Annotated in this window: 14 protein-coding genes; 5 read left to right on the top strand and 9 right to left on the bottom strand. The window is 63.9% G+C overall.

What is annotated here, in order from left to right:
- Window position 1: 1 nt before the first annotated feature.
- Window positions 2-904: a branched-chain amino acid ABC transporter permease gene (locus tag E5X34_RS24440; protein WP_042645691.1), complete on the bottom strand. Its 903-nt coding sequence runs from the start codon at window positions 902-904 to the stop codon at window positions 2-4.
- Window positions 905-1,321: 417 nt separating this feature from the next.
- On the bottom strand, window positions 1,322-1,708 hold the full coding sequence (locus E5X34_RS24435) for an ectoine synthase (RefSeq protein ID WP_292569999.1): 387 nt from the start codon (window positions 1,706-1,708) through the stop codon (window positions 1,322-1,324).
- A gap of 179 nt (window positions 1,709-1,887) precedes the next feature.
- On the opposite strand from E5X34_RS24435, the gene E5X34_RS24430 reads away from it, so the two are divergent.
- A complete protein-coding gene (locus tag E5X34_RS24430) occupies window positions 1,888-2,769 on the top strand; it encodes a LysR substrate-binding domain-containing protein (protein WP_292569996.1) in 882 nt (293 codons plus the stop codon).
- 32 nt (window positions 2,770-2,801) lie between these two features.
- Here E5X34_RS24430 and E5X34_RS24425 read toward each other — a convergent pair whose 3' ends face one another.
- The 3 genes from E5X34_RS24425 to E5X34_RS24415 are packed head-to-tail and all read right to left on the bottom strand — an operon-like array spanning window position 2,802 to window position 6,072.
- Window positions 2,802-3,803, bottom strand: coding sequence for a 4-hydroxyproline epimerase (locus E5X34_RS24425; protein WP_292569993.1), 1,002 nt, complete (start codon window positions 3,801-3,803; stop codon window positions 2,802-2,804).
- 12 nt (window positions 3,804-3,815) lie between these two features.
- Window positions 3,816-5,123, bottom strand: coding sequence for an FAD-binding oxidoreductase (locus E5X34_RS24420; RefSeq protein WP_292569990.1), 1,308 nt, complete (start codon window positions 5,121-5,123; stop codon window positions 3,816-3,818).
- Between the two features lie 13 nt (window positions 5,124-5,136).
- On the bottom strand, window positions 5,137-6,072 hold the full coding sequence (locus E5X34_RS24415; protein WP_292569987.1) for a dihydrodipicolinate synthase family protein: 936 nt from the start codon (window positions 6,070-6,072) through the stop codon (window positions 5,137-5,139).
- A gap of 69 nt (window positions 6,073-6,141) precedes the next feature.
- Between E5X34_RS24415 and E5X34_RS24410 the strand changes: the two genes are divergently transcribed.
- Window positions 6,142-6,846, top strand: a complete 705-nt coding sequence (locus E5X34_RS24410) for a GntR family transcriptional regulator (RefSeq protein ID WP_292569984.1) — start codon at window positions 6,142-6,144, stop codon at window positions 6,844-6,846.
- A 5-nt stretch (window positions 6,847-6,851) separates the two neighbouring features.
- Here E5X34_RS24410 and E5X34_RS24405 read toward each other — a convergent pair whose 3' ends face one another.
- A complete protein-coding gene (locus E5X34_RS24405) occupies window positions 6,852-7,229 on the bottom strand; it encodes a helix-turn-helix domain-containing protein (protein WP_292570068.1) in 378 nt (125 codons plus the stop codon).
- A gap of 79 nt (window positions 7,230-7,308) precedes the next feature.
- Here E5X34_RS24405 and E5X34_RS24400 point away from each other — a divergent pair, with 79 nt between their 5' ends.
- Window positions 7,309-7,638 (top strand): nuclear transport factor 2 family protein, encoded by a 330-nt coding sequence (locus tag E5X34_RS24400; protein WP_292569979.1) that lies wholly within the window; start codon window positions 7,309-7,311, stop codon window positions 7,636-7,638.
- Complete coding sequence (locus tag E5X34_RS24395; RefSeq protein WP_292569975.1) at window positions 7,635-8,435, top strand: SDR family oxidoreductase; 801 nt, start codon at window positions 7,635-7,637, stop codon at window positions 8,433-8,435. Before E5X34_RS24400 ends, E5X34_RS24395 begins: the two co-directional genes overlap by 4 nt.
- A 41-nt stretch (window positions 8,436-8,476) precedes the next feature.
- On the opposite strand, the gene E5X34_RS24390 is transcribed toward E5X34_RS24395, so the two are convergent.
- On the bottom strand, window positions 8,477-8,779 hold the full coding sequence (locus E5X34_RS24390) for a hypothetical protein (RefSeq protein WP_292569972.1): 303 nt from the start codon (window positions 8,777-8,779) through the stop codon (window positions 8,477-8,479).
- 381 nt (window positions 8,780-9,160) lie between these two features.
- Window positions 9,161-10,657 (bottom strand): CoA-acylating methylmalonate-semialdehyde dehydrogenase, encoded by a 1,497-nt coding sequence (locus tag E5X34_RS24385; protein ID WP_292569968.1) that lies wholly within the window; start codon window positions 10,655-10,657, stop codon window positions 9,161-9,163.
- A 365-nt stretch (window positions 10,658-11,022) separates the two neighbouring features.
- On the opposite strand from E5X34_RS24385, the gene E5X34_RS24380 reads away from it, so the two are divergent.
- A complete protein-coding gene (locus E5X34_RS24380; RefSeq protein WP_292570066.1) occupies window positions 11,023-11,904 on the top strand; it encodes a LysR family transcriptional regulator in 882 nt (293 codons plus the stop codon).
- On the opposite strand, the gene E5X34_RS24375 is transcribed toward E5X34_RS24380, so the two are convergent.
- A complete protein-coding gene (locus tag E5X34_RS24375) occupies window positions 11,901-12,473 on the bottom strand; it encodes a hypothetical protein (protein WP_292569965.1) in 573 nt (190 codons plus the stop codon). The two genes, E5X34_RS24380 and E5X34_RS24375, sit on opposite strands and share 4 nt — an antisense overlap.
- Window positions 12,474-12,586 lie beyond the last annotated feature (113 nt).

Below are 12,586 nucleotides of genomic sequence, written 5' to 3'. Positions count from 1 at the left end.
ATCAGACCTTTTCGACTTCAGGCCGGCCGAGGATGCCGGAGGGCAGGAAGATGAGCACGATCGCCAGGATCGAAAACGCTGCGACGTCCTTGTAGTCGATGGAGAAATAGGCCGACCACATGCTCTCGATGAAGCCGATCAAGAGCCCGCCGAGCACCGCGCCCGGCAGCGAGCCGATGCCGCCGAGCACGGCCGCGGTGAAGGCCTTAACGCCCGGCACGAAGCCGTCGGAGAACACCACGACGCCGTAGTACATCAGGAACAGCGTGCCCGCGACGGCGGCAAGGGCGGCGCCCATGATGAAGGTGATGGAGATGGTGCGGTCGACGTCGATGCCGAGCAGCGCCGCCATCTTGCGATCCTGCTCGCAGGCGCGCTGGGCGCGACCGAGCGCCGTCCTGTTGACCAGGTACCAGAAGACCGCGAGCAGCGCGATGGTGACGATCACGATGATGATCTGCTTCAGCGAGATGCTGATGCCGTCGATCGTGTAGACCTGGCTGACCAGCGGCGGGATCGGCTTGTTGCGCGGGCCTTGCGTGACCTGCACGAAGTTGGAGAGCGCGATCGACATGCCGATGGCGGTGATCAGCGGCGCCAGCCGGAACGAACCGCGCAGCGGCCGGTAGGCCACCTTCTCGATCGTCCAGTTGTAGAGGCTGGTCAGAAGCATCGCCACGATCATCATGATCAGAAGCGCCACCACGACCGGCACCGAATAGAACAACGCGCCGAGGATCAGGAAGACGATGAGGGCGGTGAAGGCGCCGACCATGAAAATGTCGCCATGGGCGAAATTGATCATGCCGATGATGCCGTAGACCATCGTATAGCCGATCGCGATCAGCCCATAGATAGATCCCAGCGTCAGCCCATTGATAAGCTGCTGGACGAAGTACTGCATATTTACGCGGCTCCCCTGGAATGTCGCCCGTTTTCGGATCGCACTCCTTGTCGTATTTCCCCTAGTCGTAAAGTTTCGAGCCCGGATTGCAACGTGATTTTTCAATCGCTCTGCGTGGTTTGGAAGCACGCGGTCCGATTGCCCGTTTTTTCACACCCGACCCCTGGACTATCGCGGACCCTAGCATTGGCACAACGCAATGTCTTTGACGATTCAGCCTTATGATGGGCCTCGTGTCGAAGAAACCAGCGTCAAAATAAATTGATGAGAGGAATCCTTGCGCCAACCGAAGCGCCCGGTTTCCGGTCACCGCACCTTCCGCTAGGTTAGGATTCCGTCATCTGTGACGGGCATGTGACGGTGCGGCGCCCTTCGGCCAAGGCGCCGCGCCACAACAGAGAACCTTGAAGCGACGCCTCAGTAAGCAGAGCCTTCCTCGCCATTGAGACTGTGCTTTTCAGTGCCTTTGAGCGGCGGATTGAAGACGCTCACCAGCACCATGTCGCCGGCGCTGTCGGCGCGCAGGAAATGGTCGTCATGGGCATCGAGCACATAGACCGTGCCCGGCTCGACGCGATGGACCGTGCCGGTCATGTCCTCGACCTCGCCGCTGCCGGAGATGCAGTAGCAGGCCTCCAGGTGCCGCCGGTACTGCAGTCGCGATTCGCTGCCGGCGCGCACCACCGTGTGACATATGGTGAAGCCCATGCCGTCTTGGCTCGTCAGCAACCGATGGCTGGTGCCGTTGCCCCAGTCGACGAAGAAGTCAGTTTTTTCTACATCAGCCAATTGTCTGGTGAACATCGCGTCTTTCCATGAAATCAGGTTTGAGAAGCGGCGCCACGCCCTCGAATTCGGCGGGCGAGCATCGACTTATTGGTCTGGCCCGGTTAGATTTTGCGCCGTCGGCCCAGATCAATGACTCAGGTTGCGCCATGCTTCAAATGATGGATTTTGGCCCTTTCTGTTAGAGAATTTTACAGATGGACTATCTGCCGCTGAATGCCATCCGGGCCTTCGAGGCGACCGCTCGCCACCTCAGTTTCTCCGCTGCCGGCGAGGAACTGCATGTCACCCACCCTGCCATCAGTCACCAAATCAGACGCCTGGAGGAGTGGCTTGGCGTCGCATTGTTTCATCGCGACGCCCGCAAGGTGCGCCTGACGGAGGCCGGGCTTATCCTGCAGGCGTCAGCGAGCGCGGCGCTGTCGGAGCTGGGCGCGACCTGTCGCCGCATTCGCAGAAGCGCCGCCCAGGCATCGCTGTCGGTGGGTTGCATTCCCTCGATCGCCAGCCGCTGGCTAGTGCCGCGCCTGTCGGATTTCACGGCGCGCCATCCCGAGATCGCGATCCGTGTAGCCTACGCCAAGGCCGAGGATCGGCTCGAGGAAGACAACGACATCCTCATCACGCTCGGCGCCGATCCCTCGCCGCATGTCACGAGCCTCAAGCTGTTTTCCCGCATCAGCCGGCCTGCTTGCAGTCCGCACTATCTTGCGCGCAAGGGGCGGCTGGAAACGGTGGCGGCCATCGCGGCGGCGGATCTGTTGCACGACGAGACGCGCCAGGGCTGGCAGGAATGGTTTTCCAAGGCCAGGGTCGAAGGGCGCGATGTCGGGAGCGGCCCGGTTTTTGCCGATTTCAACATACTGGCGACCGCGGTCATCGCCGGGCACGGCGTGGCATTGTGCCCGGTCGAGGTTTTTCGCGAGGAGCTAAGGCGCGGCGACCTCGTCGTCCTCTCCGATATTTCGACCGACGACGACAAGGGTTATTTCCTGACCATGTCGGCGCAGCCCTCCTCTGCCGAGGTCAGGTTCGCCGAATGGTTCCGCGATCAGGTTTCGGTCAAAGCCGAGGCTTGACCGGCAAGCCAGCTGGATAGTCCGGCTGACGATCACGTCACGATGAAGCCGTGCGCGAACGGATCGCGGTCGTCGATGAAGATGGTGTTGAGTCCCGTCATCCGCGCCCAGCCACCGATCGAGGGAATGATCGCCGGCTTGCCGGCAACGGAAACCTCTTTCTCCACCCTGCCCTTGAACAGCGAGCCGATGATCGATTCGTGGACAAAACTGTCGCCTTCCTTGAGCTTGCCCTTGGCGTGGAGCTCCGCCATCCGCGCCGAGGTGCCGGTGCCGCAAGGCGAGCGGTCGATCGCCTTGTCGCCATAGAACACCGCGTTGCGCGCATCGGCCTCGGCATTCCGCGGCTTGCCCGTCCACAGCATGTGGGACAGACGGTTGATGCCGGGATTCTCCGGATGCACGAAGGTATATTTCTCGTTGAGACGCTGGCGCACCACGGGGCTCCAGGCGATGAGGTCGCCGGCCGTGTAATCGGCCATGTCCCGGTAGTTCTTCTGCGGCTCGACGATGGCGTAGAAATTGCCGCCATAGGCGACATCGACGCTGATCTCGCCGAGCATCGGGCATTCGACGGTCAGGCCTTCGGCATAGAGGAAGGAGGGCACGTTGGTGATGCGCACCTCCTCGACATATTCGCCAACCTGCTTGTATTCGGCGATGACCAGGCCGGCGGGCGTGTCGAGCCTGAGCACGCCCGGCGTCTTCGGCTTCACCAGCCCATGCTCGATCGCCATCGTTACCGTGCCGATCGTGCCGTGGCCGCACATCGGCAGGCAGCCCGACGTCTCGATGAACAGGATGGCGATGTCGCAATCCTCGCGCGTCGGCGGATAGAGGATAGAGCCCGACATCACGTCATGGCCGCGCGGCTCGAACATCAGCCCGGTGCGGATCCAGTCATATTCGGCGAGGAAATGCGCCCGCCGCTCCATCATCGTCGAGCCTTCGAGCAGCGGCCCGCCGCCGGCGACAAGACGCACCGGATTGCCGCAGGTGTGGCCGTCGATGCAGAAGAAGGATTTCTTGGCCATCATACTCTCTTTTCAGAAACGTCCTGGACGGAAAGGGGTCAGATCGAGCGGCGGAGTCTGCCCGAGAACGAGATCGCGGATCAAGCGGCCGGTCGCCGCCGACTGGGTGAGGCCGAGATGGCCGTGTCCGAAAGCGTAGTAGACATTGGGCGCGCGCGCCTCGCCGATCACCGGCAGCGAATCCGGCAGCGACGGGCGATAGCCCATCCACTCGCGGCCGTCCGACGGGTCGAGCCCAGGCAGGAAACGTTTTGCCTTTTCCAGCATGGCCTTGGAACGGGCGAAGTTGGGCGGCCGCTCGATCCCGCCGAGCTCGACTGCGCCGCCGACGCGCAGGCCCGTCTGCAGCGGCGTGATGACGAAGCCGTGCCCGGAAAAGATCAGCTGCCGCTTCACATCGAAAGCCGACGCCGGCAGCGTCGTGTTGTAGCCGCGCTCGGTTTCGAGCGGGATCCGATCGCCGAGATTTTTCGCCAGGAGATGCGACCAGGCGCCGGCGGCGATCACAAGCCTGCTTGCCGTTCGTCTTGTGCCATCGGCCAGCACGATCGTCGGGCCGTTCGCACCTGCCTCCACGCGCCCGACCCGCGCATGCTCGAAACGGGCGCCAAGCTTTTCCGCATAGGCCCAGACCGCCTTGCCGAGCAGCTTGGGGTCGGCGACCGTCTTCCAGCCCGGCACGAAGGTGCCCTTGACGAAGCGCGGCGAAAGACCCGGCTGGAGCGCCGCCATCTCCTCGCCTTCGACATGCCGGAAGCCGATGCCGAACCGCTGCCGCTCGGCCCAGCCAGACAGCGAGGCGCGGAACTCCGCCTCGCTCTCATAGAACTCCAGCGAGCCGTCCTCGCGCAGCATCGGCCGCGTGCCGGAGCGGTCGAGCAGGCCCATCCACTCGGCCTCAGCAAGCTTCATCATGCCGGCCTGTGTGGCGAGGCTCATCTCGTAATGCTTCGCCGCGCCCGCCCGCCAGAAGCGGATCAGCCAGGGCAGGAGTTTCGGCAGATAGGCCGGCGGAATGGCCAACGGCCCGAGCGGATCGACGAGCCATTTCGGCAATTGCCGGATCATCCCCTTATGCGCCAGCGGCAGCACGTCGGAGAAGGCGAAGGCGGCGGCATTGCCGGAGCTGGTCTCCTCGCACACGCCGGTACGGTCGAAGACGGTTACGCTGCGCCCCGCTTCCGCGAGCAGGGCCGCGGCGCAGATGCCGATGATGCCGCCGCCGATGATGGCGATGTCTTCCGCTTCTCCCCGTTCACGGTGAGAAGAGGCCCGAAGGGCGGATGAAGGGCGGCGCCCCTCCTCGGAATTTTCCTGCACGTGAAGGCTGTCCTTATTCGGCCGCCACCAGCCTGTCCGTCGATCGAGGAGACGTCTGGAGCGACGGCAGCGTCGGCCGCACCGCCAGCGCGTCCCGGACGATCTTCTCGACAGCCTTGCGGCGTTCGCCCGACAGCGGCTGGCGCGGCATGCGCACGCGGTCATTCGTACCGATCGCCAGCACTTCGGCAAGCTTGATGTTTTGGACCAGATAGGTCGAGACATCGAGGTCGAGCAGGGGCCGGAACCAGCGATAGATCGCCAGCGCCTCCTCGCGGCGACCCTGCCGCATCAGCTGGTAGATCGCGACGGTCTCGCGCGGGAAGGCGGTGACGAGGCCGGCGACCCAGCCGATGGCGCCGACCGACAGCGCCTCGAAGGCGAGATTGTCGACGCCGGTGAAGAGGTCGTAGCGATCGCCGAAGCGATTGATGATCTCGGTCGAGCGGCGAATGTCGTCGGAGGATTCCTTGATGGCGACGAAGCGCTTGTCGGACGCCAGCTCCTCCATCAGGTCGACGGTGACGTCGACGCGATAGGCGAGCCGGTTGGAGTAGATCATCACCGGCAGGTCGCCGGCTTCCGCAACAGCACGCAGGGCGGCTACGGTCTCTTCGGGGTTGGTGTGGTAGATCGGGCTCGGCACCACCATCAGGCCGTCGGCGCCTTCCCTGGCCGCGCGGCGCGCGATGCTTGCCGCCTCGCGGGTGCCGGGCTCGTTGACGGTCAAGAGCACCGGCTTCTTGCCGGCGATCTTCTGGGCCGTCTTCAGCACTTCGATCTTCTCGTCAGGCGACAGCATCGGCCCTTCGCCGAGCGAACCGCAGACGATGAGGCCGTCGCAGCCGGCCTCCATCTGCAGGGAGTAGCAACGCTCCATCTCGGCATGGTCGAGGCGGTCGTCGGCGGTGAATTTGGTCGTGACTGCTGGGAAAACTCCGGTCCACATGGCTTGTCTCTCCTCTGATATATCAGTCGTATATCTATTAAGAATTGGCGTGTCAACGCTGAATCCGTTATGATATACGAAAAATATATCAGGAGCCTGCCATTGATCTCCCCACTGATATCCGCTGACGCGAACACCGCCTTCGAACCGGCGGCGACCAAGGCCTATCGCGCGCTGGAGCACATGATCGTCACGCTCGAGCTGGCGCCATCGAGCTTCGTCACGGAAGGCGCGCTGATCGATCGCCTCGGTCTCGGACGCACGCCTGTGCGGGAGGCAATCCAGAGGCTGGCCTGGGAAGGGCTTCTCGACATAAGACCCCGCGCCGGCATCGCGGTCGCGCCGCTTCACGCCGGCGATTGGCTGCGGGTGCTCGATGCACGGCGCGGCATCGAGGTCGTGCTCGCCCGCTCGGCCGCCCGCTTCGTCACCCGCGAGGCCGCCGACCTGTTTCACGAGGCGGCGCTCGCGATGCAGAAGGCGGTGATCTCGGGCAACGTGCTTGCCTTCATTCAGGCCGACAAGGCGCTCGACGAGGCGCTGGCCATCGCCGCCGACAATCCCTTCGCGGCGCGAGTGGCCGCCCCCCTGCAGAGCCACAGCCGCCGCTTCTGGTTCCGCTACAAGGCCGACACCGGTCTTGCCGAATCAGCCGAGCATCATGTCGCGTTGATCCGCTCGATCCTCGACGGCGACGAGGAAGGCGCCGCCAAGGACGCCAAGAAACTGATGGCGCTGCTGCGCGGCCACGCGGAGGTCGCCGCGACGCGTTAATCCCGTCAGTTGTCAGCCGGCTCTTTTTTCGCCGCCCACTTCAGCAAGGCATCGAGAGCCGGGCACAGCGCCTGACCCCAGTCGGTCAGACAGTATTCGACCTTCGGCGGCACCTGGTGATGGACGATGCGGCGCACGATGCCGTCGGCTTCCATCTGCCTGAGTTGCTGGATCAGCATCTTTTGCGAGATCGCGGGAATGGCCCGCTCGAGGTCGGAGAAGCGCAGCACCTTGCCGCCGAACAGGTGAAACAGGATCACCAGCTTCCACCGGCCTTCGAGAATGCGCAGCACGTTCTCGACGCCGATCGCGGCGGACGAAGGCGTCAGAGGCTCGGGCTCACTTCCAGGTAAGTACCTTACTTTTTCGTCGGTTCTTGTCATTTCCACAGCATACCTCATCTTAGCGGCCGACAACAGCCGCCCCCTCCTACAGACGACGGCATCCAATCGGAGACAAACCGTGACCGTGACCCTTCCTCCGCCGTTGGCGGATTATTTCGCCGCCAACAACCGCCACGACATCGACGCGATGCTCGCGCCTTTCGCACCGGAGGCCATCGTCAAGGACGAAGGCGAGACCCATCGCGGAACCGAAGCGATCCGTCAGTGGATGCAAAGCACGACCGACAAATATCACGCGAAAGTCGAGGTGAAGGAGGCCGGTGTCACAGCCAACGCATGGCGGATCGCCGGTATCGTCTCCGGAGATTTCCCCGGCAGCCCGATAACGCTCCACTACAATTTCACGCTGGGCGGCGACCGGATCGCGAAACTGGAGATCGGCCTGTGACCATCCGGCAGACATTCGCGATCGATGACCAGGAGTTCCGGGGCAAGCGCGTGCTGGTCACCGGCGGCACCAAAGGCGCGGGCGAGGCTATCGTTCACCGGCTTGCCGCGGCAGGCGCAAGGGTCGCGACAACCGCCCGTTCGCCCGACGCCGGATCACCGGCAGAACTCTTCGTGCAGGCTGACGTCGCCACTCTCGACGGTGCGGCAAACGTTGCCGCCGCCACTATCGACGGACTTGGCGGCATCGACATCGTCATTCACAGCGTTGGCGGGTCGAAAAGCCCAGGCGGCGGTTTCGCGGCGCTGTCCGACCGGATCTGGCAGGACGAACTCAATCTCAATCTGCTTGCGGCGGTGAGGCTCGACCGATTGCTCGTTCCCGAGATGATCAAGCAGGGATCGGGCGCGATCGTTCATATCTCGTCGATCCAGCGCCGCCTGCCCTTGCACGAATCCACCATTGCCTATGCGGCGGCAAAGGCCGCGCTCTCGACCTACAGCAAGGCACTATCCAAGGAACTCGGCCCCAAAGGCATCCGCGTCAACGCCGTGGCGCCAGGCTGGATTCACACCAGCGCATCGGAAGCCATGGTCAAGCGTTTGGCCGCCCATGCCGGGTCGGACGAAGAAACCGCCCGTCAGGGCATCATGGATGCGCTGGGCGGTATCCCGATCGGCCGGCCGGCATGGCCGCGAGAGATCGCGGAGCTGGTCGCCTTCCTGGTTTCGGATCGTGCATCGGCGATCCACGGCGCCGAATATGTCATTGACGGCGGTACGATACCGACAGTCTGAGCGGCATCCTGCCGCCAGGCTCGCTGCGGCACAGCCTTCGTTCAGGCGCCCGGCATCGCCGCCCTGATCGTCGGGCTGTCCCAGCCCTCGCCGACCGACAGAACGCAGCTTTGCCCCTTGGTGTCGGAGGCAAGGACCGTCCAGCTGCCCTGATCGGAGACGAAAATCTCCAGCACGACGTTCGGGTTGATCAGACCGCGCCCGGCCTCGGTTTCGTGGAACTTGTCGCCCAGCGCCTTGATGATGTCGGCGCGGGCCGCGCATTGCGCCGCCGCGCTTGCCGGGGCGGCTCCAAGGATGATCGCCGCCGTCGCCAACATTGCCGCCACAACAAATCGTGTCATCTGACACCTCCTCGCGCCAGACGAGAACCCCGGCTGCCACCGGCGCTGTTCGGTTGCCTGCACGCATGGCAGGAATACAGCCTAAGGCAGATACCGGTCTGTTGGTTCCATCACACGGCGATGGAATTTTAGAAGGTGCGGATACGCTCTCGACGTGCCGTTCCTGGAATCATGCACCTGAGGTTGGACATAGAACCGAAAAGCGAGAGGGTCGACGCAGCATAAAAAGAAAGCGCGGTCTGCACCGCGCTTCCTTGAAAGCTCTTAGAAAACCGTCCGGCTGGTTCATCGTCGGGATGACGAACTCAGCACCGTCCTTGATGCCTGCCGCGCGCCCGCAGCCGCAACGCGGCGAGGACGCGCAGCCAAAAGACCGTCCGGCTAATTCATCGTCGGGATGACGAATTCCGCGCCGTCCTTGATGCCGGACGGCCAGCGCGAGGTGACCGTCTTGGTCTTGGTGTAGAAGCGGAACGCGTCCGGGCCGTGCTGGTTGAGGTCGCCGAAGGACGACGCCTTCCAGCCGCCGAAGGTGTAATAGGCAATCGGAACCGGAATCGGCACGTTGACGCCGACCATGCCGACCTGAACGCGGCTGGCAAAGTCACGGGCCGCGTCGCCGTCGCGGGTGAAGATGGCGACGCCGTTGCCCATCTCATGGTCGTTGGCGAGCTTGATGGCGTCCTCGTAGCGCGGCGCGCGCACCACCGAGAGCACCGGGCCGAAGATCTCTTCCTTGTAGATGCGCATGTCGGCGGTGACATCGTCGAACAGGCAGCCGCCCATATAATAGCCGTTCTCATAGCCCTGCATCTTGAAGCCGCGGCCGTCGACGACGAGCTTGGCGCCTTCCTTGACGCCGATATCGACGTAACCCTTCACGCGCTCCAGCGCCTGTGCCGTCACCAGCGGGCCGAAATCGGCGGAAGAATCCGTCGAGGGGCCGACCTTCAGGCTTTCGACGCGCGGCACGAGCTTTTCCATGAGCCGGTTGGCGGTGTCGTTGCCAACCGGGACCGCCACCGAGATCGCCATGCAGCGCTCGCCGGCCGAGCCGTAGCCGGCGCCGATGAGGGCATCGACCGTCTGGTCCATGTCGGCGTCGGGCATGATGATCATGTGGTTCTTGGCGCCGCCGAAGCACTGCACGCGCTTGCCGGAAGCCGTGCCGCGCGAATAGATGTAGTGGGCGATCGGCGTCGAGCCGACGAAGCCGATGGCCTTGATGTCCGGATCGTCGAGGATGGCGTCGACCACTTCCTTGTCGCCGTTCACGACGTTGAGGACGCCCTCGGGCAGGCCGGCCTCGATGAAGAGCTCGGCGATACGCAGCGGCACGCCCGGGTCGCGTTCGGACGGCTTCAGGATGAAGGCGTTGCCGCAGGCGATGGCCGGCGCGATCTTCCACAACGGGATCATGGCCGGGAAGTTGAACGGGGTGATGCCGGCGACGACGCCGAGCGGCTGGCGCATCGAATAGACGTCGATGCCGGGGCCGGCGCCGTCGGTGTACTCGCCCTTCATCATATGTGGCGCGCCGATGCAGACCTCGACCACTTCGAGGCCGCGCTGGATGTCGCCGCGCGCGTCGGCGATGGTCTTGCCGTGCTCGCGCGCCAGGATGTCGGCCAATTCGTCATAGTCGCGGGCGACCAGCTCGAGGAATTTCATCAGCACGCGCACGCGGCGCTGCGGGTTGGTGGCGGCCCATTTCGGCTGCGCCGCCTTGGCGTTCTCGACCGCAGCGCGCAATTCCGCCTGCGAGGCCAGCGCCACCGTGCCGCGCACGGAGCCGTCCATCGGCTGCATCACATCCTGCTTGCGGCCGCTGGTGCCGGCGACACGCTTGCCGCCGATGAAATGACCGTATTCGATCATGTTTCTCTCCCTGGATTTAGTGATGGTGCCATTGTCCGCCTTTGCGGCGGCGATGGCAACGCGAGGAAGATCGCAACCGTTGTGCGGTAAATAGACAGCGGCAGTGGAGTGTGCATTAATTGTCGCAAATGCCTGACGTGAAGGACTTCTCAGGTTGAGTTTTCTCGCGCCCCCCTCTGGCCTGCCGGCCATCTCCCCCACAAGGGGGGAGATCAGATGTCGCGTCGGTTTTCGCCAATCGCCGATGCAGGAGAAAGCGCTGCCGGCGACACTGCCAATCTCCCCCCTTGTGGGGGAGATGTCCGGCAGGACAAAGGGGGGCGCGAAGGAACGCAGCGTTGACAATCATCGTGCAGACCATCCCCATGAACTGGGATGACGTCCGCATCTTCCTCGCCGTGGCGCGCGCCGGCCAGATCCTGGGCGCGGCGAAACGTCTGGAGCTCAACCACGCCACCGTCTCGCGCCGCATCGCCGCGCTCGAGGAAGCATTAAGGACAAAGCTCTTCCGCCGCCTCACCACCGGCAGCGAGCTGACGCCGGCCGGCGAGCGCTTCCTCGACATCGCCGAGCGCATGGAAGGCGATATGATCGCCGCGCGCTCGACCATTGCCGGCGAGGGTGATGACGTGTCCGGCACTGTGCGCATCGGCGCGCCCGACGGGTTTGGCGTCGCTTTCCTGGCAAAGCGCCTTGGCGAGATCACCGCGCTTCACCGCGAGCTCACCATCCAGCTTGTGCCGGTGCCGCGCTCCTTCTCGCTGTCCAGGCGCGAAGCCGATATCGCGATCACCGTCGAGCGGCCGACCGAAGGCCGGCTGGTGGCTGGCAAGCTGGTCGACTACACGCTCGGCCTCTTCGCGTCGCGCGCCTATGCCGAGGCCAACGGCCTGCCCAAAACGCCGGTGGAACTCGCCCGGCACACGCTGATCGGCTATGTGCCGGACCTCATCGTCAGCCCTTCGCTCGACTATGCCGCCGAGTTTAGTCCCGAATGGCGCACCAGCTTCGCCATTTCCTCGGCGCTCGGCCAGGCCGAAGCAGTGCGCTCCGGCGCCGGCATCGGGATCCTGCACACATTCGTCGCTCGTTCGATGCCGGAACTGGTGCCGGTCGACATCGTCGCGCCCATCCGCCGCGCCTACTGGCTGGTCTATCATGAATCGGTGCGGCCGCTGCGCCGCGTCCAGCTGGTCGCCAATTTCATCACCAAGGCGGTGGAACGGGAGCGCGGCCTTTTCGTCTAATCCGCGTCGAGCACGAACGAGCTCACGATCTTGTCCGCCCGATCCGCAAACGGCGCCCATTTGCGCGCGGCCTCCTCGGCGCTGTCGGCCGAGACCCCGCAGTCCACGAAGCCGTAATGCGAGCTGCGCAGCGTCAGCGCGATGCGGGAATGGCCGTAGAAGCTGACGTTCTCATCCATATAGTGGAAATCCATGTCGGCGATCCGCACCGGATAGCCGTCCGGGAAATGCGCCAGCCTGTCCTGGCTGAAGCTGGCCGATTGATAAGCGACGCCGACCGTGGTCTGCCAGTTGCTCATCTGCCAGTCTTTCTCCATGAACGCCCTGACATCAGGCGGATTGTCCGGAGCGGTCGGGTCGTAGGCATTTTGCGACACCCTGCAGGTCAGGCCTTTTTCGCCGGACTTGATCTTGAGCCGGATGGTGTTGTCAAAGGCGGTTTCGCTCGCCCATTCCTCGGGATAGGTCAGCGAAAAGCCGTGCTCCCTATCGTGAACGGTCTTGTCCGCGGCAAGCGCCGCCGCGGCGCAGGCCAGATATGCGGTCGCCGCCACTAGAAAAAGACGCATTGCAAAGTCCCCTCGCTGCTACTGATCTTATCACAGGCAGTTGGTCCTTGCCGCCTTGCCTCCGCCACAAATTCAGCCACTGTGGCACCAGCGCGCCTGGCATGCCGTGACCG

The organism is Mesorhizobium sp. (assembly GCF_004963255.1).
Classification (GTDB): domain Bacteria; phylum Pseudomonadota; class Alphaproteobacteria; order Rhizobiales; family Rhizobiaceae; genus Mesorhizobium.
This window is presented reverse-complemented; position numbering and strand designations above follow the sequence as displayed.

Coding starts and splice junctions, on each gene's coding strand:
- E5X34_RS24440 (WP_042645691.1), bottom strand. CDS start 904: ATGCAGTACTTCGTCCAGCAGCTTATCAATGGGCTGACGCTGGGATCT.
- E5X34_RS24435 (WP_292569999.1), bottom strand. CDS start 1,708: ATGTTCACCAGACAATTGGCTGATGTAGAAAAAACTGACTTCTTCGTC.
- E5X34_RS24430 (WP_292569996.1), top strand. CDS start 1,888: ATGGACTATCTGCCGCTGAATGCCATCCGGGCCTTCGAGGCGACCGCT.
- E5X34_RS24425 (WP_292569993.1), bottom strand. CDS start 3,803: ATGGCCAAGAAATCCTTCTTCTGCATCGACGGCCACACCTGCGGCAAT.
- E5X34_RS24415 (WP_292569987.1), bottom strand. CDS start 6,072: ATGTGGACCGGAGTTTTCCCAGCAGTCACGACCAAATTCACCGCCGAC.
- E5X34_RS24410 (WP_292569984.1), top strand. CDS start 6,142: ATGATATACGAAAAATATATCAGGAGCCTGCCATTGATCTCCCCACTG.
- E5X34_RS24405 (WP_292570068.1), bottom strand. CDS start 7,229: ATGACAAGAACCGACGAAAAAGTAAGGTACTTACCTGGAAGTGAGCCC.
- E5X34_RS24390 (WP_292569972.1), bottom strand. CDS start 8,779: ATGACACGATTTGTTGTGGCGGCAATGTTGGCGACGGCGGCGATCATC.
- E5X34_RS24385 (WP_292569968.1), bottom strand. CDS start 10,657: ATGATCGAATACGGTCATTTCATCGGCGGCAAGCGTGTCGCCGGCACC.
- E5X34_RS24380 (WP_292570066.1), top strand. CDS start 11,023: ATGAACTGGGATGACGTCCGCATCTTCCTCGCCGTGGCGCGCGCCGGC.
- E5X34_RS24375 (WP_292569965.1), bottom strand. CDS start 12,473: ATGCGTCTTTTTCTAGTGGCGGCGACCGCATATCTGGCCTGCGCCGCG.